General features: G+C 59.8%; 17 protein-coding genes and 3 pseudogenes. 12 read left to right on the forward strand and 8 right to left on the reverse strand.

Translation table 11 applies throughout. The features are described from left to right. The first annotated feature begins 26 nt into the window (after nucleotides 1-26). Both DVK06_RS12840 and DVK06_RS12845 read left to right on the forward strand, forming a co-directional pair. Nucleotides 27-1,283 (forward strand): NRAMP family divalent metal transporter, encoded by a 1,257-nt coding sequence (locus tag DVK06_RS12840; RefSeq protein WP_121600546.1) that lies wholly within the window; start codon nucleotides 27-29, stop codon nucleotides 1,281-1,283. Next, nucleotides 1,280-1,834 carry a hypothetical protein gene (locus DVK06_RS12845; RefSeq protein ID WP_121600547.1) on the forward strand — a complete coding sequence of 185 codons (555 nt, stop codon included), beginning with the start codon at nucleotides 1,280-1,282 and terminating at the stop codon, nucleotides 1,832-1,834. Before DVK06_RS12840 ends, DVK06_RS12845 begins: the two co-directional genes overlap by 4 nt. 119 nt (nucleotides 1,835-1,953) lie before the next feature. Here the strand turns inward: DVK06_RS12845 and DVK06_RS12850 are convergent. After that, nucleotides 1,954-2,397, reverse strand: a pseudogene (locus tag DVK06_RS12850) (zinc ribbon domain-containing protein); the annotation flags it as partial. Nucleotides 2,398-2,412: 15 nt separating this feature from the next. Next, on the reverse strand, nucleotides 2,413-3,033 hold the full coding sequence (locus DVK06_RS12855) for an archaellin/type IV pilin N-terminal domain-containing protein (RefSeq protein ID WP_077152443.1): 621 nt from the start codon (nucleotides 3,031-3,033) through the stop codon (nucleotides 2,413-2,415). A gap of 252 nt (nucleotides 3,034-3,285) precedes the next feature. Between DVK06_RS12855 and DVK06_RS12860 the strand changes: the two genes are divergently transcribed. The 5 genes from DVK06_RS12860 to DVK06_RS12885 all read left to right on the forward strand — a co-directional run bounded on the left by DVK06_RS12860 (nucleotide 3,286) and on the right by DVK06_RS12885 (nucleotide 9,205). After that, nucleotides 3,286-3,492, forward strand: coding sequence for a hypothetical protein (locus DVK06_RS12860; protein WP_121600549.1), 207 nt, complete (start codon nucleotides 3,286-3,288; stop codon nucleotides 3,490-3,492). A gap of 936 nt (nucleotides 3,493-4,428) precedes the next feature. Beyond that, nucleotides 4,429-5,610 carry a PQQ-binding-like beta-propeller repeat protein gene (locus tag DVK06_RS12870; protein WP_342764965.1) on the forward strand — a complete coding sequence of 394 codons (1,182 nt, stop codon included), beginning with the start codon at nucleotides 4,429-4,431 and terminating at the stop codon, nucleotides 5,608-5,610. Nucleotides 5,611-5,715: 105 nt separating this feature from the next. Beyond that, nucleotides 5,716-7,104 (forward strand): ATP-binding protein, encoded by a 1,389-nt coding sequence (locus DVK06_RS12875; protein ID WP_121600552.1) that lies wholly within the window; start codon nucleotides 5,716-5,718, stop codon nucleotides 7,102-7,104. Nucleotides 7,105-7,375: 271 nt separating this feature from the next. Next, entirely contained in the window at nucleotides 7,376-8,620 is a 1,245-nt protein-coding gene (locus DVK06_RS12880) for an ethylbenzene dehydrogenase-related protein (RefSeq protein ID WP_121600553.1), read from the forward strand. A gap of 165 nt (nucleotides 8,621-8,785) precedes the next feature. Continuing rightward, on the forward strand, nucleotides 8,786-9,205 hold the full coding sequence (locus tag DVK06_RS12885) for a hypothetical protein (RefSeq protein ID WP_233561715.1): 420 nt from the start codon (nucleotides 8,786-8,788) through the stop codon (nucleotides 9,203-9,205). Nucleotides 9,206-9,523: 318 nt separating this feature from the next. Here the strand turns inward: DVK06_RS12885 and DVK06_RS12890 are convergent, their stop codons facing one another. Further along, complete coding sequence (locus DVK06_RS12890; RefSeq protein ID WP_121600554.1) at nucleotides 9,524-9,760, reverse strand: hypothetical protein; 237 nt, start codon at nucleotides 9,758-9,760, stop codon at nucleotides 9,524-9,526. 46 nt (nucleotides 9,761-9,806) lie between these two features. Continuing rightward, the gene (locus tag DVK06_RS12895) at nucleotides 9,807-9,989 is read right to left on the reverse strand and encodes a hypothetical protein (RefSeq protein ID WP_121600555.1); all 183 of its coding nucleotides are present in this window, start codon (nucleotides 9,987-9,989) and stop codon (nucleotides 9,807-9,809) included. A 711-nt stretch (nucleotides 9,990-10,700) separates the two neighbouring features. Here DVK06_RS12895 and DVK06_RS12905 point away from each other — a divergent pair. The 4 genes from DVK06_RS12905 to DVK06_RS12920 all read left to right on the forward strand — a co-directional run bounded on the left by DVK06_RS12905 (nucleotide 10,701) and on the right by DVK06_RS12920 (nucleotide 16,576). Then, nucleotides 10,701-11,108, forward strand: a complete 408-nt coding sequence (locus DVK06_RS12905; RefSeq protein WP_233561717.1) for a hypothetical protein — start codon at nucleotides 10,701-10,703, stop codon at nucleotides 11,106-11,108. 663 nt (nucleotides 11,109-11,771) lie between these two features. Then, complete coding sequence (locus DVK06_RS12910) at nucleotides 11,772-12,875, forward strand: FIST signal transduction protein (protein WP_158600087.1); 1,104 nt, start codon at nucleotides 11,772-11,774, stop codon at nucleotides 12,873-12,875. Further along, the gene (locus DVK06_RS12915; RefSeq protein WP_121600557.1) at nucleotides 12,872-15,355 is read left to right on the forward strand and encodes a GAF domain-containing protein; all 2,484 of its coding nucleotides are present in this window, start codon (nucleotides 12,872-12,874) and stop codon (nucleotides 15,353-15,355) included. The genes DVK06_RS12910 and DVK06_RS12915 overlap by 4 nt, the downstream gene beginning before the upstream one ends. A 345-nt stretch (nucleotides 15,356-15,700) precedes the next feature. Beyond that, nucleotides 15,701-16,576, forward strand: coding sequence for a MarR family transcriptional regulator (locus DVK06_RS12920; RefSeq protein ID WP_121600558.1), 876 nt, complete (start codon nucleotides 15,701-15,703; stop codon nucleotides 16,574-16,576). 85 nt (nucleotides 16,577-16,661) lie between these two features. Here DVK06_RS12920 and DVK06_RS12925 read toward each other — a convergent pair whose 3' ends face one another. From DVK06_RS12925 to DVK06_RS12940, 4 genes and pseudogenes are all read right to left on the reverse strand, one after another. Continuing rightward, nucleotides 16,662-17,096, reverse strand: coding sequence for a PIN domain-containing protein (locus tag DVK06_RS12925; protein WP_121600559.1), 435 nt, complete (start codon nucleotides 17,094-17,096; stop codon nucleotides 16,662-16,664). Further along, complete coding sequence (locus tag DVK06_RS12930) at nucleotides 17,097-17,348, reverse strand: AbrB/MazE/SpoVT family DNA-binding domain-containing protein (protein WP_053772389.1); 252 nt, start codon at nucleotides 17,346-17,348, stop codon at nucleotides 17,097-17,099. It lies immediately after the preceding gene. Between the two features lie 91 nt (nucleotides 17,349-17,439). After that, nucleotides 17,440-17,670, reverse strand: a pseudogene (locus tag DVK06_RS19320) (hypothetical protein); the annotation flags it as partial. An 80-nt stretch (nucleotides 17,671-17,750) separates the two neighbouring features. After that, complete coding sequence (locus DVK06_RS12940; RefSeq protein WP_121600560.1) at nucleotides 17,751-18,110, reverse strand: universal stress protein; 360 nt, start codon at nucleotides 18,108-18,110, stop codon at nucleotides 17,751-17,753. Nucleotides 18,111-18,122: 12 nt separating this feature from the next. Between DVK06_RS12940 and DVK06_RS12945 the strand changes: the two are divergent. Continuing rightward, nucleotides 18,123-18,779, forward strand: a pseudogene (locus tag DVK06_RS12945) (arsenic resistance protein); the annotation flags it as partial. Between the last annotated feature and the right edge of the window lie 81 nt (nucleotides 18,780-18,860).

The raw sequence follows: 18,860 nt of genomic DNA on the forward strand, positions 1-18,860 counted from the left end.
GTACAGTGCGTGCATACCTCAGCGAGATGGGTCCGTCGTGGGTAGCCGGTGCCATCGCCGCCGGGCCGGCGACGATGGCCAGCCTGATCGCCGCCGGTGCGAGCTTCGACTACACGTTCCTCTGGGTTGTTATTTTATCCGCGGCCGCGGGTGCGGTCGCGCAGTTTCTCGCGATGCGGCTCGGGCTACTCACCGAACGCGGTATCGTAGGCGTCGTGGAGGACCACGTCGGTGAGGGGTGGGCGGTCGTTCTCGTTGTCGACGTTGTTGTCGTCGCGGGCGCGGCGCAGTTCGTCATCATGAACACTGCCGCGTCTGTTTCGGCGTCGTTGACCGGTGTCAATGCCCGGATTTGGGGATTGGTCTGGGGGATAGTTCTCGCGGCCGGGCTTGCCGGTCGAGGCTACCGGTTCATTGAATTCCTCTCTAAGGCGCTGGTGACGGTCGTCGTGCTCGCGTTCGTCGCGTCGCTGTGGGTCGTCCCCGTCGACTACGAGGCCGCTGTGACCGGTCTCGTGCCGTCTTTACCCGCGGGTAGCGGGCTGATCGCAGCTGGCATCCTCGGCGGCGCGGTTCACATCACGCTGATAACGATGCAGTCGTATACGATGCGAGCCCGGGACTGGACCGTCCGAGACTACGACCTCGCCGCACTGGACATCAGCGTCTCGATGCTGGGGGCGTTCGGCGTCTACAGTGTCGCCGTTTTCCTCGTGGCAGCGAGCGTGCTGTCCGATCCGGAACTGACCGCGATCGGTGCCGGAAAGACGCTAGGTCCGCTGGTCGGTGACAGCGCCGGGACGCTGTTTCTTCTGGGCCTAGGTGGCGCTGCCGTCTCCACCCTCGGTGGAAACACCGTTGTCCCGCCGTTTCTCGTCGCAGACAAGCTCGGCTGGGGGACATCGGTTTCGGACACGCGATATCGAGTCCTGCTCGCGGGGTTCGCACTGGTGTCCGCTGCTGGCGCGTTCATCGGCGGGGAGGTTATCAGTCAACTCGTGCTCGTCCTCGCATTGGGAACAGTGGGGACGCCGTTCGCCATCGCGATCGTACTCTACCTGCTTAACAGCGATGCGGTGTCCGAGCCGCCTTCCACGCTGGCAAACGCCGGAGGACTTGGCCTACTGGTCGTCTCCGGAACGCTCGCAGTGAATTTTCTCCGAGAGCAGGCCGGAAGCGGTATTGACGTCCTTTCCGGGACCGTCCTCGCGTTTGCCCTCCTACTCGGCGTGGCGACGGTCGTCTCGGGTATTAAATACGTCCGTGAGGAGGTGTTGGTGTGACAGAGACACAGATCCCGCTGACTGGACGGACACTGATCGTCGGGTCATCTGGGGTCGGGAAGACGAGTCTCACCGCACGGACACTCACGAATTGGCTTGAATACGGTCGGACACAGGAGACGGTTGTCTTCGAGTTCGGCCCCGAGCTGGGTCGAACCGACCGCGTCGTCGGCCGCCGGTTGTGCCGGTTCGTGGAGATTCCCGACCAAGTCTGGATCGACCCCGTCGAAGCAAACGCCCCGCGCTCACAGGGCAGTGAGACGGCAGACGTGCTCAAATTAGCCCGTGAAAATGCCGAACGAGCCAATCGCCGGTTCAACGACGCACCGTCCGATCCTGCCGCCGTCTTCGTCAACGACGCCACCATCGGATTCCAACATGAGGCGGGAGACCTAGACAAGTTCATCGAGTACTGTAGCCAAGCTGACTGCGTCGTCGTCAACGCCTACGAGGGAGACGAGTTCGGGAGCGATGATCCCGTCTCGCGGCGTGAACAGACGGTTTTACGCCGCCTGAGGAGCTGGACTGATCGAACAATCGAACTCAGTTAACCCTCCCTAAGGAGCTCCCTATTTGACCGCCGCAAAAGGTTGGCCGGCGCGGCCGGGACGTGACGCATCCCCTACGCCGTGTTCACAGCGGAGGAGTCAACTACCCCACCCTACTTCGCTCACCCTGAGGGGTTCGCTCGTGGAGGGTGGGGCTTGTCAATGAACTCGGCCTCGAACCCGTCCGGGTAGGCGGTGAATCCGCCACTCGGCGTCACTGTTCCAGACTTGAGGGCAAACTGACTGTTGCCCGTCCGCCGAGACGACTGTTGGCCTCGACGGACGTACCGCATCCTGATGTTCTTCGCCGCATTGTAGTCCGCGTTCGCTTCTGACTCACACTTTACGCATCGGAAATCGTTGCGAGTCGCGCGATTCTCCTCAGCTGTGAATCCACACTCGGCACACCGCTGTGACGTGTACGCCGACCCGACTTGCTTCACCGAGACGCCGACCGCTTCGGCTCTGTATTCTACCTGCTCGTACAGCGTGCGGAACGCCCACTTGTGGCCCCACGACGCACCCGTTCGGTCGCGGATATCCGTCAAGTCCTCGAACGCAATTAGAACCGATGCTATTGGCTACTCGTCGGGCCTTGCATCAGTCAGGAACTGCGTTCGCTGTAGGACAAACTCGTCAGCAAGAACCGATTCGTCACCCTCAGTATACACCCACACTGTAATATTTTTCAATTCAGCATCAGCCTTGAAATACTCACACTGGCCGCGGTATTCTCCCCACGTCACCTCCCAGATGGCGAGGTGATTTTTGGGTCCACCGTCGGCGTGCTGGACGCCAACCCATGCCCGTCCGCCACTCTGTTCGTCAAGACGAGATTCCGCACACAGACGGTACTCCGCATCGGGTCTCAACACCGTGTCAAGATTTTGTTCAACGTAGTCTTGCTGCCCGCTGACACTCTGGAGTCGCACCGCATTCGAGCCGTCTATCCCGCCTCCCTCGACAATTTTCGCGGCAGAGGTTGTGTTTCCAGTGCCGTCTTCCCAGCTGTTGTTTCCGCGTTCAAATCCGGGATTCTGGATCAGGTTATCCCCGTAGGTTACAGGGGCCGTCAGATCTCGAAGATCGTCGCTGTATCCCATCGCCGTCATCCCGACAGCGACACCGATGACTACGACGATCGCGACCATGAGTATAGTACCAATAACTGGGGATGCGCCACGATCGTCGATCGATGTCATGGAGTGATTTGCGCGGTTCTCATACTAAACGTTTCATCGGTAGCTATCAGTATCGAAATTACAAGTGCACGGCTCCGTTGAAATCCTTATCCCGTAATATGTTCTCGGAGCCTTGCTGAATACAGAGCGCGAATGTAGCATGTTTGTGGGCGGAGATTGAGACGAGATCAGTCGGCCAGAGGGAGCAGGCAACTGATTCGGTGCCTTACTCTCCACCGAACGTTGATATTCCGCTGAAAAAGTTACTTAGGTATGAGCACTTCGGAAGATTCCGACCGTTCAAGCGCGATTGGCGCAGGAATGGGTATTGGGGTCGGGATAGGTGCTGGGTGGGGAATCGTGATGGCCCTTATTATGGATGGCGAGTTGGCGACCGGAATCACAATCGGTGCAGGTGCTGGGTTAGTGATTGCACTCATGTCCAGTGCCGCTGTCTATCACACCGCAACGGCTGAATAATTGGTCCGCTGCTCGTTTAACCAGTTCATCCACCTGATCAGCGGCACATTGAATGCAGGATAGTTGCTGAACTCAGCCTCTGTATCGGGCACGTCGGTGGTGACGGACACCGAGCAAGTAGAAGAGGCACTGCTGAATACAGGGCGCGAATCTGTCAGGACTTGTTCAGAGAGAACCAAGGGACACCACTTTTATTCGACTCACGCTATAGCACCGAGATGTGAAATCAACTGTCCTCATGCTGGTATCAGCCATTGTGGCTCTCTTTCTCGGGTTCGCAGTTTCCTTTGTCGTTTCCCCCGACCCAACAGGCGTTCTCCCGTTAGCTGTAGGGGTCGTTCTGACAGTTGTATTGACCCCCGCTATCTATCTTGGAATCCAGCGGCTATTAGCTCCAAACAAGAGTTTGACGTGACCGACTCAACCTCTGAATCTCGCACACCTCTCCTGAAAACATCTGAGTACGTTTCAGTGACTGCTGAATACAGGGCGCATATCGGTCAAAGGAGTGGTAGAACATCGTTGGATCAGGCATGGCATCAGAGCATAGGTCGAGTCGCTCGCACACACCAGGCATGAGGCTCAGCCGATCAACCAGCTCACCGTAGCAGTGTTCTTTTTTCCTCCGGACACAGTGGGAGAGGATATGTGTGTGCGGGGAAGACCGCCTGAATCGGGATTCCCCGCGTGGCTTCCCAACGCTTGTCTGGCTACACGAAGTGTATTCTCAACGAGGGTGAGCAAGAGCATAATCGCCTGACACCAGTGGCTTATCGAACTGGCTTTCAGAGGGGCGCTACGGCCACACAACAGGAGAAAACGTGTTGTCAAGACAAATCGGGGACTGTTTCGGCCACAGAAGTACGTTGGAACAATTAATTTCGAGCCTGGTTAGGTCGGGATATGAGCTGGACTCGTCGTGGAGTGCTCGCGTCCATGGCTGGTGTATGTGGGGCCTCCGGATGTCTTGCCTCCCCTGACCGATCACTGCCGACAGCACCAACCAGTGGATGGAACCAGTCACGATGTAATGCCCAGAAGACGGCTACGTCCGATGTTACAGTCCCTGAGCGCGGAAATCTAGCGTGGGGCGGTGGTAGTGGTCGGATGCTGTCGGTAGTGGCTGATCAAACCGTGTATACTGTTGACGGCAACGATGGCCTTACCGCACTCAATGCCCAAACCGGCGAGCACAGGTGGCAAACAGCCCTCGATCGTGATCTCGACGATACGGAACCGGTTGGTGTCTCAGGAGGCATCATCAACGATCAGTTGTTGGTTGCGACCCGAGAGAGACTCTACTCGTTCAGTACTGCCGACGGCAGTGAGCGGTGGCAACGAAAGCTTCCGGGGCATGTATCTTCGATATCGGCGACGGTCGTCCCAGATCGACAGATCGGACTGATTGATTTTATACATCGTCAGAAGTACTACGTTATGGCCGTCACGACCGAGTCGGGCGATATCAAATGGCAAGATTCTGCACTGCGAGGCGACGGACGTGGACTATCAGTATTTGACGATCACGTATATATTACTGGAACATCTAAAAAAGGTGAAGAAGTTCTACGCTGTCTTGAAATAGACACTGGGGAGTTGATCTGGCAGCGAGGAATCGCAGATACTGACCGGTATTCAGCGCATGTCTGTGTAACGAATGGTGTCCTAATCGGTGAGGGAGCCGATATTACTGTCTATGATCATAGCGACGGAAAGCAGAGAACATCTATAGAACTTCCGCACGGACGGGTTCGCAGTATCGCCGTTGACGATAGTACCGCATTCGTGCTGTCCGAATCCGGTCTCACAGCGGTATCGGTGCCAGACGGCGGCAGGCAGTGGTCTCTGTCGAAAAATCCGACCCGACATTTTGTCCGCGGCCCACTCGCAGTTGGGCGCGAAAGCGTCGTCGCACCAGTGTTCATGGAATCGCTTGGTTGTCCGGCAATCGTTGCGTTTGAGAGGATCGATGGAACACCGCGTTGGCACTATACTCTCGGTAACGACTTGGCGTGTGGAACGATCTGGTCTCAACCAGTCCTCGCCGACGGGGCAGTATTTATCGATACCAGCCCGCATACTGTGACTGCTCTTGGAGATCTTTCCCAGCAGGACTGACTTTCTGTGGCTCTGTTGAATCCTCAATCGATGATATCTCTAGATATGATATTGCAGAATATGATTATTCAGAATATTTTTATTCCGCACCACTAATTCAGCGCCATGACAGGCTTCGTGAACCGCTCAGAGGAGTTGGCTCGGCTCCACGGGCTTTTCGACTCGGAAAACGCGAATCTCGCCGTCGTGTACGGCCGACGACGGCTCGGGAAGACGAGACTCGTCAAGAAGGCGCTTGAGGGACGGGAGAACGCGGTCTTCTATCAGGCACGACAAAAGACACGAGAGCTCCAACTGGAACAGTTCGTCGAAACTGCGGCCGATACGGTTCCTAGTATCGAAGACATTCGTCCCGATTGGGAGCGGCTGTTCCGATATCTAGCCGACCAGAACGCGATTGTCGTCCTTGACGAGTTTCCGTACCTGATTGAACAGGACGAGAGCCTCCCGTCGGTGTTACAGGCCCTGTTCGACCACGAGTTCGACGAGTCGGAGACGACGTTCGTGCTGGTCGGGTCGTCGATCAGTATGATGGAGGAAGCAACGCTGCTCGGAGACAGCCCGCTGTACGGGCGGACATCCTTAACGCTCGACATCCGTGAACTCTCGTTCGACGCCGCGACGGAGTTTTTCCCGGACGATGCGACGGCGGACGAGGCTGTTCGCGCGTGGAGCGTGTTCGGAGGCGTTCCCTACTACCTCGAGGAACTCGACGCGGATCGGTCCCTCGGCGAGAACATCCAGCAGACGGTGTTAACTCGCCACGGATCGCTCCGTAACGAGCCGGAGTACGTTCTCCGGATGGAACTAACGGAGCCGACGCGCTACTTCTCGATCCTCGAAGCGATCGCCGGCGGGGCAACAGGCCGCAACGAGATTGCCGGCGTGACAGGTATCGACTACAACCAGCTATCGACGTATCTGGATCGGCTCTCCCGGCTCCGACTCATTGAACGGCATGTGCCCGTGACTGAGAAACCTGAACGATCCAAGCGGAGTCAGTACCGACTTCGGGATCCCCTGTTCCGATTCTGGTTCCGATTCTTGTACGGGAGTGCGGATCGGTACGACCAGTTCGGTGAGGAGGCCTACGACCGACTTGTCGACCCCGAGCTGGCCGATTTCGTCGCTCCTGCTTTCGAGCAACTGTGCTGTGAGGCCCTGTGGACCCTGTACGACGAGACGCCGATCGTCGATGTTGGGCAGTGGTGGTATCAGGACCACGAGATCGATGTCGTCGGGCTCACTGACGAAGACACGCTCGTCGTCGGCGAGTGTAAGTATCAGGCATCGCCGCTTGACTACGGCGCCCTGGCATCGCTGGAGACGCACGTCGAGGAACTCCGGTGGCAGCCGTCGGGCGGTGGCTCGCGAACCGTCGAATACGCGCTGTTCTCCCGGAGTGGATTTGCCGACAGTGTCCAAGGCGCCGCCCGCGAGCGCGACGATGTCCGTCTCTATACGATCGACGACGTCGTCGCCGCGCTTGGATAGTAACGGCTGGTTGGCACAGCTTGGAGTCTTCCTGTCCGACCACGAGAGCAGGTCGTTCAACCGAAGCGGTAGCGCGGGTCGGTACGGCTCCGAGCAGTAATCTGGAGAGCCTCGTAGCGACATATAAGATGTGAACCGTGCTGAGCGGTTCAACCCGATCAAGCCGGAAGATGACTGTCTGCGAGGAACACGCCCGATATATTTTGTATGCTAACATACTACAATGTAGTACGAGCCAAGTGGGCTGCCCACCGTACGATGAGTTGAGTCGATGACCGACAACTGGATGCCAGCCGAACAAGAGAAACAGCTTCGAACGCGGGTGGCACACGACCGAGAGCGATTGCATTTTCAGTTTCGGTGGGATCAACCCGACCCCGGCGGCTGGATCCACGATATGCTGGTCTACCACGAAGGCGAGTGGCAACAGTTTGCCGACCCGTCACCGTGGGTGAACGACAACGACGAGCACACCGGCTTCTACGAGGACCGTCTGAGCTTCTTCCTCGACGATGGGAGCGTCCGCGGGTTCGAAGAGTTCGCCGGATGGCTCACGGCTCACGAGGGGATGCGCTCGCTGCCGAGTGCAGCGTCTGTAGCCGACGTCGAGTCTCACTCCCACTACGGCGACCGTCTCGGGAAGTCCGATATCCGGAAGTTCCTTCCACAGGCATGTGCCGGCGAGTGGTGGGAAGGCGACTGGCGAGAGGTGCGTTCCCCCGGCGAGCTACGGGCGATGAAGGCCCGCGGCGAGTTTCTCGACCTGCCGATGTGGCGCGCACACCGGTCCGACCCGGTCGGATACGGGACTGATGCTCATGTCCTCGACTATCGGCATGCCGATGACGGCCGTCGAACCTACACGAGCCAAGAGTGGACATCGGACGGGGGGCCAGAGTTGATGTTTGATCCGGATGTCGTAGACGGGGGCGCACTCGATTACCACGCCATCTCGGCCGGCGAGTTCCCCGCACAGGGTTCGGGAACGTACGCGCTTACACCGGACGTGACCGTTTCGTTCGACCCCAGTGTGGCCGAGTGGGAGGGGGCGATGATTCCACGCCGCCCCGTCCGCAAGCCCGCCGGAAGTGCCGCCGACTGGACCGCCTCGGGCACGTGGACTGGAGACGAGTGGGTCGTCACGATGTCACGTCCGTTGGTAACCGACGACCCCTCGGACACCACGCAGCTGTCTCCGGGCGAGACCTACCTGTGGGCACCCGCGATTCACCACGGCGCCGGGAAGCGCTGGCACTGGGCTGGCTACACCCACCGGCTTGGTCTCGGGGTGACTCCTGAACGGACGGCAGACCTCCCGCCGCCCTTGGTGGCTCACGAGGTCGAGTCCGCGGCTACTGCGGCCGATGTCGACTGGGCGAGACTCCCTGTGCACACGACGCCGCTCATATTCCCGGGGATTGAGTCTTGGACAGACCTCGTGAACGGGCAACACGCTACGGCCATCCGGAACCTGGAGACTACGATGTGGAAGCTCCACGGACGAGCGGACGAGTGAACACGGCGGCGAACACCGTTCCGGGCCCGCTGCAAGTGCTGTGTGTTCAACAAGGTCTCGGAAAGCTACTCGGTGACTGTCAGTGTCGATGTGCGAGAGACAAAGGATACAGTTGTCACCGACCGGTTGCGCTTAGTTATATTCCCACGCAGCGTCCAAAGCCGTATGATCACGTGGCAGCAATGCTCGGTGACGTGGTGGCGGGATATGGGTGCCGGGGTCGTCGCGGCGGCGGTGGCACTCGCCGCCTCTCTCCTCTATCTGCTCGTGGCGATGGTGGCTCCATTGCGCCTGTCGCCAGACGCGCAGTACTGGGTCGGATACGCGCCTCAGTTCGCGTTTGTCTCAGGGTTCGTCCTAGGCGCTGTCGTGTGGCGACGAGTCGCGTCTCGGGTGTCGACTCCGAAACAGGGAGCGTTCGTGGGTAGTGCGATGGGCCTCGGCATCGTGACACTCGTCCCGACACTGGCAGGAGTGTACGTACTACTGTTTCCGCTCCTCCTCAGTGTCGTTACCGGGCAGGGGTTACAGTACGCAGTCCAACTCTATCCGGAACCGTTGTGGACTGCTGTCGACGTTACCTGAACCGTCGCTACTGCGTGGAGCCCGCTGGTCGGTGCCTTGCTCGTCCCCCTCGGAGCGGTCGCAGGGTGGGCGTCCCAGCGTCGCCGTCTGCTCAGCGGTCACTGACTGTTCCGACTCGTGAGCGGCCCGGTGTCAGCGGACACGTTTGCTACCCACCTGACCGACTCGAGCTCTCTATTCAGCATAGCCTCTCCAAACTATCAGCAGCTGAGGATTTCAACAGATCCTCTACTTTCACTTGATCGTCTCGACGCCTTTAATTACTGTTAATCATAGTAGGTACAAAGCTGAGATCTCGACTTCTGGACGACGAAGAAATTAAGCGTCCAGCTCGTCCAGCTTCTGGCGGATCTCTTCGAGTTTGAAGTAGGATGCCACGGCGAGGATCGTCGTAGGCCAGAGGCCAACAAACTGTCCACGTTGCTTGTCCCCGCGGACGTAGTAGAAGTACAGGGCCAGCGCAACGGAGCCAATCGACGCGATCACCGCAGTACCTAGTCCATCGGCGTCGATATCCTCTGCGACATCAGCCACCGCATCGTCTGTATCAACCATATATTGAATTGAAACTATAGCCGTAAAGATGTTTGCCCCAGCCCATTCATCCTTCTGACGCCGGTGAATTCTGGTTTTGTTCTCCGGCCCTCGCTGTCACGTCGGGTTCGTCCTCAGTGCGCTCGGTTCGTCGTGTCTTTTTCCACGTCTTGTAAATGTCCATGAACGCGAGGGTGCTGAGTAGCACCCCGGCGATGACCATCATTTTGTCTGCGTCGATTGTCGCCATACCGCATTCTATGGTCTCAACGCGTAAATGATCCACCGACGATAATGAGAGGTTTTGAGCGAAAGCCACTCTCAGGTGCGTTCGTGCCGCTTGATCTTGACGTCTTGGTGAACGCAGGTGTCGTCTTGCGTCAAGTGGGCCTCCCAAACCTGACCCTCCCGTATGGCGGTATCGCGATCGACTACTCCTTTCAGGCGTACCCAACTGCGTAGTGCGCTGTGATCCTTTCTACTCCGGCTTTACAACCTTCTCACAGGACGGGCACTCCGCGAAGATGCCTGTGTCCCCGTCTGCTTGGTCGTACTCGATGAGCTTCCACGCAGCTGAGATCTCGCGTTCGCAGCTTGGACAGTGTCCAAGTGGCGGCGGGCTGTCGGTCATTAGAGGGGAAGGAGGAGCGTGTGACTCTCCTTCCATCCAGTCATTTAGCTTCATTTAGCATAAACACTGGGAGATGGGCGGTACACCAGAACCCTCTCGAATTCTGCCCCTCTCTATTCACTCGCCACGGATGTCGCAGATCCAAGCCCCACCAGAGTAAGCGGCTTCGAAGCGGCGAAGACGAGTGCTCACGCCGAGCAGCTCACGGGGGCGCTCCTCAACGCGACCGCAACGGACAAGTGTACTCGGCGGTCGCTCCCTGAGTCGGTCCTTCTCGACGGGGCGATCGGACTCGTACACTCACTCAGATACGCGACGGATGCGGAATCGATGGGAGCGCCGGACTACATCCGAACCGTTGAGGAGACGCTCGTCGATGGCTGCGGTGACTGCGAGGACCTCACGTATCTGCTGGTTGGGATACTTTCCCAACCGGCGTTCGGCTACCGGACCGCGATGGTGATTCTTCCCGGTCATATGCTGGCGGGCGTTCACAGGGACGACCTCCCGGCGGCGTACGCCGACGCGCCCACCCTCCCGGGAGGAACGCACGTCGCAATAGAGTGTACCACGCCTCGCCCAATTGGTGAGTTCAAACACGAACCCGTGCTAGCGGTGTACGGCGACAACGTCAAATACATCGACCAGTCGGCGATCGCCGACATGGGCGGAGATCTGCTTCAAGACCCGACGCAGTTTCAGACGATCGCCGACGCGTCGGCGAAGCGGCCACATTAAGCAGCTTGTGTGAACGACTGGAAGTGGCAGTCCACGGTAAAAGTGCTTAGAAAGTCGATTCGTGTTCCCATTCAGCTACCGACGATTGTATCGACACTCTCCTACAAAAGAGTGAACCTGTTATGTCAGCCAGTGACCCTAGCCGCGTCGTCGGGTTCAACAGCGGAGAGACTTCTCAAAAGCGATAACTTGGCGAGAGCGATTAAGTAGAAGGTCGCGTAATAACGATTTACGTGTCTGACAGACACAGAATCGCCACTTCAGCAGTACGTAGAGAACACGCCGAAGGGCACAAAATTCCTGACGAGACCTACCGGCATCGCCGCACGGTGGGCGACGACCAAATCGCGATCACGAACTGACAAAACACTTCACAACCAAGATGTTGACCCAACGTCGCTTGTACCAGGATAAGATATCGCTCGCTTGGTTCCGTCACGAGCTCATTGGACCGTGGCGTGACCGAGGCGTCGGCAGTCTCGTCCACGTGCTGCCCGCGAGTTCGAATGATAAGGACCACTGCCTCGCTTCGGCACATTTCGACTATGTCGTTGAGTTCGCGACTAAACGCCAGACAGTTGTGACCCGGATTCTGGGGAAGTACAACGTGCAACCGACATGCCGCCCCCTCGGTGCGTCTGGGGTCATGGGGGAAATTGGGGCATGAATTACAGGTACGCTGACACGCCCGAATCGATACGCGTGGCGGTGCATGAGGTGGCGTCGCGAGACGGTGTCGAGGGGATCCTGCTGTGTGCCGCTCCGGACGACGGGCTCGACGAGTGGCTCAACCCGTTCCTTCGGGAACTCGACGTGAGCGTCTTCGGTGGCGTCTTCCCCGAAGTAATTCACGACGGTGAGAATAAGGAGAGCGGAGCGGTCATCTGCGGACTCTCATCGGAACCACATGTGACGACGATCCGCGGGCTGAGCGGCGCGGACCCGGACTACACATCAGTCTTGGACGCCGACCTTCCGCTCGACGGGTACGAGACGGCGTTCGTATTTGTGGACGCGTACGCAACGAACATCGAGGAGTTCATCGAATCGCTGTTCAGAACGTACAGCGTTGAGCTCAACTTTATCGGCGGTGGGGCCGGCACGCTCGAAGCGGAACAGCGCCCTTGTTTGTTCACTAACGAGGGGATCATCGGGGATGGCGCCGTGATGGCTGCGGTGGAGTCACCGGTAACCCTCGGCGTCGAGCACGGGTGGCACGAAATTGCTGGTCCGTTCCGGGTGACCGACTCGGACGGGGGCACACTACACAGTCTAGACGGCCAGCCGGCGTTTTCGGTGTATAAATCCGCCGTGGACGAACATGCTGAGAGCGAACTCACGGCCGATGACTTCTTCGAGACGGCGAAGGCGTACCCCTTCGGAATCGCTCGGATGGACGGAGAGCAAATCGTTCGCGACCCCTTCGAGGTGACCGAAGAGGGCGGTCTCGACTGCTTCGGGGCGGTACCCGAAGGCGAATTCGTTCACGTCCTTGAGGGGGAACCGGAGTCACTAATCGACGCTGCACGTCGCGCAAAGACGGAGGCGTGGGAGTCAGATGCGCCCGTAGAAGGGCTGTTTTTCTTTGATTGTATTTCACGGGTGCTGTACCTCGAAGACAAGTTCGAGCGCGAACTCTCCGCCGTCAAGACGGACGACACGCCGATGATCGGCGCCCTCACGATCGGCGAAATCGCCAACGACGGTTACGGACACCTCGACTACTACAACAAGACCGCGGTCGTCGGCGCGGCAGAGGAGGTATGACTTCGCGACAGCGGCGCGTCCAGACCCTCTACGAGATTTCGCTCGCCATCGAGACCCGTGGGAGCATCGAAGAGACAGCTGACCAAGCGCTCGCCGCGTATCTTCAGAAACTGAACTGTTCCGTCGGCGGTGTATTCGAAATCTCCGCGTCGTCGGACGGGGCGGAACCGACACTCGTGACATCTATCCCCGCGAACCCGATTCGGAACAAGCTGTTCCGCAGCGCCCGAGAACACCTCGTAGAGATCGCTGCCGGCGCTCGGAGCGGCGTCTCGGGGGGAACCGACCGGACGGCCGAGTCCGCAGCCGTGGCGTCGAAGTCGACGACAGTTCGGCGGTTCGCCGACTCCCTGCCCGCTACCGGCACGGTCGACGGCTCAGGCATGTACTATCTCTTCGACCTCCCAGGGTTTGGCGTCATGATCCTCGGCAAACAAGGGGGATCGCTCGACGTTGAAACCGTCTCAGCGTTGGACCCGTTGAATAGTCGGTTGGCACAGGCATGTCGGTCGAACCGAAGGGAGCGAGCGCTACGCAGGCAACGCGACCGCTTCGAAGCCATCTTCGCCGCGGCCGCTGAACCGACCGTCGAGGTTGTCGTCACAGAAGACGGAACAGAGCGGATTCATCGCGCAAACGACGCATTCAGATCGACGTTCGGATATCCCAACGACTCACTCCGCGGGCAAAGTCTCAACGAACTGATTACGCCCGAGGATCAGCCCGTAGAGACCGACTCGCTCGTCAAGACGCTCGAGACGGGAGAACCGTTTCGGCAGGAGGTGCAGCGAGAAACAGCTGATGGGGTCGGGTACTTCCTCTTTACGGCCGTTCCGGTGACTGCGACTGAGCGGACCGAGTACTTCGGTGTGTACGTCGATATTACCGACCAACGCGAGCGCGAACTGACGCTACAGGAACTCTACGTTGCCGCACAGGATATCCTCACAGAGGGCTCTCGTCATCGGATCTGCCAGACGGTCGTTCGGACCGTAGAATCTGTTCTTGGACACTCGAGCGTCGGCGTTCACTTGTACGACCGGGACTCGGGAGCACTCGAACCGATAGTCACGAGCGCGGCGGTTCGAGAGCGGCTGAGCGAGGGATCGATAACCTATACCGACAGGGACTCCGTAGTCTGGGAGGCGTACGAGCGAGAAGAGCTGATCCGGATCGATGACATCGCCGCGTTCGACGGACGCCTTCCAAACGAGGAGACTCCTGTCGGAAGCGTGCTCATCGTCCCCATCGGCAGCCACGGCGTCGTCGTGACCTCGGCTCCCGAGCGGAACAGCTTCGACGACGAGGACGTGTACTTTCTACAGGTGCTGAGCCAGCTCACGGCGATCGGACTCGACAGGCAGTTGAGCGAAGAGGGTCTCCGGACGACCCAAGAGACGGCCCGTCGCGCGCTTCGGGAACGCTCTCACGAGGAGATGGTCGAATCCGTCCTCACAGACATCCCCGAGGCACTGAACATGCCGCTGATGGGCATCTGGAAGCATCGCCCCGCGCAACAACGGCTTGAACCGGTTGCGGCGACCGACCACTCCAAACGCCTGCTCGGAGACTTGCCGTCATTCTTGAATGGAGACAGCCTCGCGTGGCAGTCGTTCGAAAACGACACTACGCTCGTCGCCGCCGATGTCGCCACGGACCCGGACGCCTACAATCCGGAGACGCCCATCGAGGAGGAGGTGATCGTTCCGATCGGTGACTTCGGGGTGCTGATCGCCGGCTCGGCGTACGCCGAGAGCTTCAGCGAGCTCGACGCCGAGATACTCGACTCTCTCGGGACAAATCTTGAAGCGATCACCGAGGTGATTGACAGTCGCCGGGACATCGACCTCCTCAATCAGGTGATCGCAAGGATCCTCAGACACAACGTCCGGAACAAGCTCACCGCGATAATGGGGTACACGTCTCAGATAGAGGCGAAGGCTGAGGAGCCGATACGCGGGTACGCGAAGCGAGTCTTGGAGAATTGCCGCGACCTAGAGAAGACCTCGAAGCACGCCAAGGAGATGCGTAAGGTCGTAAACAGTCGGGACGAGATCACTACCGTCGCGCTTGAGCAGGAGGTCCGGTCCGCCGCATCGACCGTCGACGGAGAGTTCCCGGACGGCGAACTCGAAGTCGATGTCTGCGACGCGGCGACGGTGACGGCTCACCCAGAGCTGGAAGCCGCGCTCGCTCACCTCATCCGGAACGGATTCGAACACAACGACAGCGACGCCCCCGTGGTCGAGGTTGCCGTCCGCCGGAGTGACGAGGATGTGCGAATCGAGATCAGTGATAACGGTCCCGGAATCGATCCGTATGAGCTTGACGTGATCGATCAGCACGGTGAGTCCGCGCTGGAACATGGGAGCGGAGCGGGGTTGTGGATTGTGGATCGCGTGGTCCGATACTCGGAGGCTGCGTTCGAGATCGACAATGAGGATGGGACGACAGCGACGATCGCGTTTCCCGGTCACTGACGACCGACCGCACCCCGAACTGAACGCTCGGTTCGGCGCGCTTGCCAAGGACAGCGCCTACGGTGCCGCACCGTATACTGTATCGTCGGACTTGTCTCGAACGGCTACAGTTCGGTTGACAACCAGACGAACGCACCAGTCACCGTCGCGACGGACCAGTTCGTTGGCCCGAATGTCGCCTCCACAGACGGTGTCCTCGTAGTTGGATCTGCTGACAAGTCTTAACCAACAGCGGCTGCGAATCCGTGGTTTTGTTGGTTAAGACGGTGGGGACGGCTCCCGTACTCGCTGGCTGTAACGCTACTTGAAACTTCTTTATAAAATAATTTCGTACTGTGTTACACCGTGCTCCGGCGTATCGAACTTGAGGTCCTCGCCACGGTTGACCGCGGCGACACGATCTCCGAACTCGCGACGAAGCTCGACCACAGCGAGAGCTACCTCTCCCGTGCCGTCGCCGACCTCGTCGAGAAGGGACTCGTCTACACGGAACGCGACGGCCGTCGAAAACGCGTCGTCCCGTCGGATGCTCGCGCCGTCGAGCTCTATCAGGACCTCGTCCGCCAGCACTCCCACATCGAGTTCCCCGAGCTGCTGACCGGCAAGGCACTCGAGGTGCTGTACTACCTCGACCAGCCGCGAACTGTCTCCGAAATCGCTGACCGGAGCGACAACTACCGCAACACGGTCAACCGAGTCCTCAAGCGGTTTCGCGACCGGGGTCTCGTCGGGACAGCCGACGGCCACTACGAGTTCAACGCCGACTTCGACCGTCTCCACGAGTTCGCCCGGGAACTCGCACATCATCTACATCGACAGCGCCTCGAAGCCGCTGCCCCGAAGGGGACGATTCTCTGGGAGGACTACGACGAATTCCTCGCGCAGGCAGAGACGGAGATCGACGCAGAGGGGTTCCACGAAACCGGCCTTGCTCGGTTCGCAGCTTTCAACCTCCAGTTCCTGCTCACCGGCCATCGCTACTACGTCTACTCCGAGGACCTCGACGCAGTCTCGCCGGCAGAACTTTGCTGTCACACACTACTGATCGACGACGGCAGCCGCCACCGCTCGTATTGTCTCCTCCTGCTCAGCCACGTCGACGTCGACGAGGCGGACCTCCGAGCGCAGGCGGCGAAGTATGGCCTCGAAGACGAAATCGACACCCTGCTCCGTTACCTCGAGACGCACGGCGAGGTCGATGACGAGCAGCTCCCGGCGTGAGACGAGTTCCAGGAGCTGGCGGCTGACTATGGGGTGCCACTATCCTGAGACAGAACCTCGTCACCAGCTGTAGCGTCAGCCGGCGTCAGTTTGGATCGTAGGGATTCGTTGCTGTATCGAGTCGGTAGACATCCTCGACAGCGTCAAAATCGTCGTCAAACGCATACAGGTAACCGAGCCCCTCGGTTTGCATATACGCGACAATGCAGGCGTCGACGAACGAGAGGGGTTCGTGTTGGCGAAAGAGGGCCTTCCCTGTCGCGAGGGCGTCGGTGGTGAGTGAGTCGATGTGGAAGCGGGCGTTTTCTTCGATGCGATCGAGGAGATCGACGGCTGCGTCGTGGCCGGCGTGGGTCGTGAGGCCGTTGAGCGTTTCAGCGAGTACGTAGTCGAGCACGACAGCCTCCGGAAGTGTTCCATTGTCGATGCCCTGGAGCACGGGAAGCGCGGCATCGTGGGAACTATCCCGCCGGTATGCGGCGGCAAAGAGGACTGTCGTATCGATGAGTGCACGAGGCATTTACTCGACGTCGACGCCCCAGGCGTCATGCTCGCTCGTTACATCGGTCGACTCCTCACCAGCGTAGCCGTCGAAGTCGGCGAACGTGCCCGTTTGCTGTTGGACCACTTGGACCCGAATGCTCCCATCGTCTTCGAGATGCCAACGGAGCTGATCGCCATCGTCGATATCGAGTTCACGCCGGATCCGGGCCGGAATGTTCGCCTGATTGCCAGACACCTTGCTTTCGGCGTCAATTCTGTCGCTGCTCATGTCTCCCGATATGTGACGGGCCGTGAAAAGCCTAGTGTGCCGCCACACTACTCAGTACCAGAAGAACGATTCCGGCGGAGAGGATGGTGATCTACCATGGGGTCGTTGGGAGCCGGCTGTCTGGGCGGGGAACGCGGCCCCGTTTGATCTCGTGATCGACGCGGCGCAGGTGCTTGCAGCCGCCCTCGGGTGAGCGCTGCTGCCAGTCGGGACAGGTACACGATTCGTCGATAACGTCGACTTCGTACCGGTTCCCGGACGCAGACTGTACCTCGTAGCGGCCACCCTTCGAGAGGAGTAAGGCGTCCATCGCTTCGGCGACGACACCCCGGGCGGACCCACAATCGCGGGGTCAACGGCACAAGTGACGGGGGGTCGACAGTCGATAAGCCGACGACTCCGTCACCGGACGACGGTCACGGGAACGGACGACCGACGAACTATTTTTTCCGCGATGCTCCCGAGCAGGAGACGCGAGACGCCCTCACGGCCGTGGCTCCCGACGACGACGTGGTCCACGTCGTCGCGGGCTCCGTGGTCAACGACGGTCCGGGCGGGGTGACCGACCTCGTGGACCGTCCGAACCGTCGTGTCCGACGCTCTGGGCACCTCGAAAGACGTGAACACCTCCTCGGCGCGTTCAGCGGCCAGTTCTGTGAGTTCTGTGTCCGTGCCGAAGGGGTCGGGTGCCTCGTAGCCCGCCTCTCCCGGGTCGTAGACGAACAGGACCGTCACCACGTCGGGGTTGAAGCGGTCGAACACGACCTCCCGAGGATGACCGCCGCGTGGACCGGGCTCGCCGACGGCGACCTTGAGGCCGCGCTGGTCGCGATGGACGTGAACCTGCTTGCGGCCGTCGCCATCCTGCCGGCGTACCTCTCGATGCTCGTGCCTGCCTCGGTCGCGTTGCACCCGACGGCGCTGTACCACCAGCTGGCACAGGTCGTCGTGCTCCCGATGGTCGCCGGGAACCTCACGCGCCGCGTGCTGCTCCGACAGTACGGCTCCGACGGGTTCAAGCGACTCAAGCCGACGTTCGGCGGCCTGAGCTCCGTTGGCGTGATGTTCATCGTCTTCAGCGCGATGACGATGCGCTCACAGAGTATCCTCGCGGACCCCGTCGCCTCTGCCAGCACTATCGTCCCGCTCGTGTTCTTCTACGCCGTTCTCCTCGCAGTCGGCGCGGGACTCGGGCGGGCGCTGCTCGACACCGAGCGCGGCATCGCGCTGGTGTACGCGACGAGCATGCGCAACCTCTCCATCGCGGTGGCCATCGTCGTCGCGGCCGGGTCGGTGCCTGCCGAGGCCGTCCTCCCCATCGCGCTGGCGTACATCCTCCAGCGGCCGCTCGGCGCGGTGTACATGCACTACCGCCGGGACATCGTCGGGGAGGGGCTGAGTCTCCGGGAGGCGGTCGCGGAGATCGTCTGACGACGCGCGATCCTGACGGCTTTCGACGGGTTCAGGACGCACGACCTACGAAGGATAGTGTGCCCAGTATGCGACGTCGAC

Origin of the sequence: Halorubrum sp. Atlit-28R (assembly GCF_003665955.1) — an archaeon.
Taxonomy (GTDB): Archaea; Halobacteriota; Halobacteria; order Halobacteriales; family Haloferacaceae; genus Halorubrum; species Halorubrum tropicale.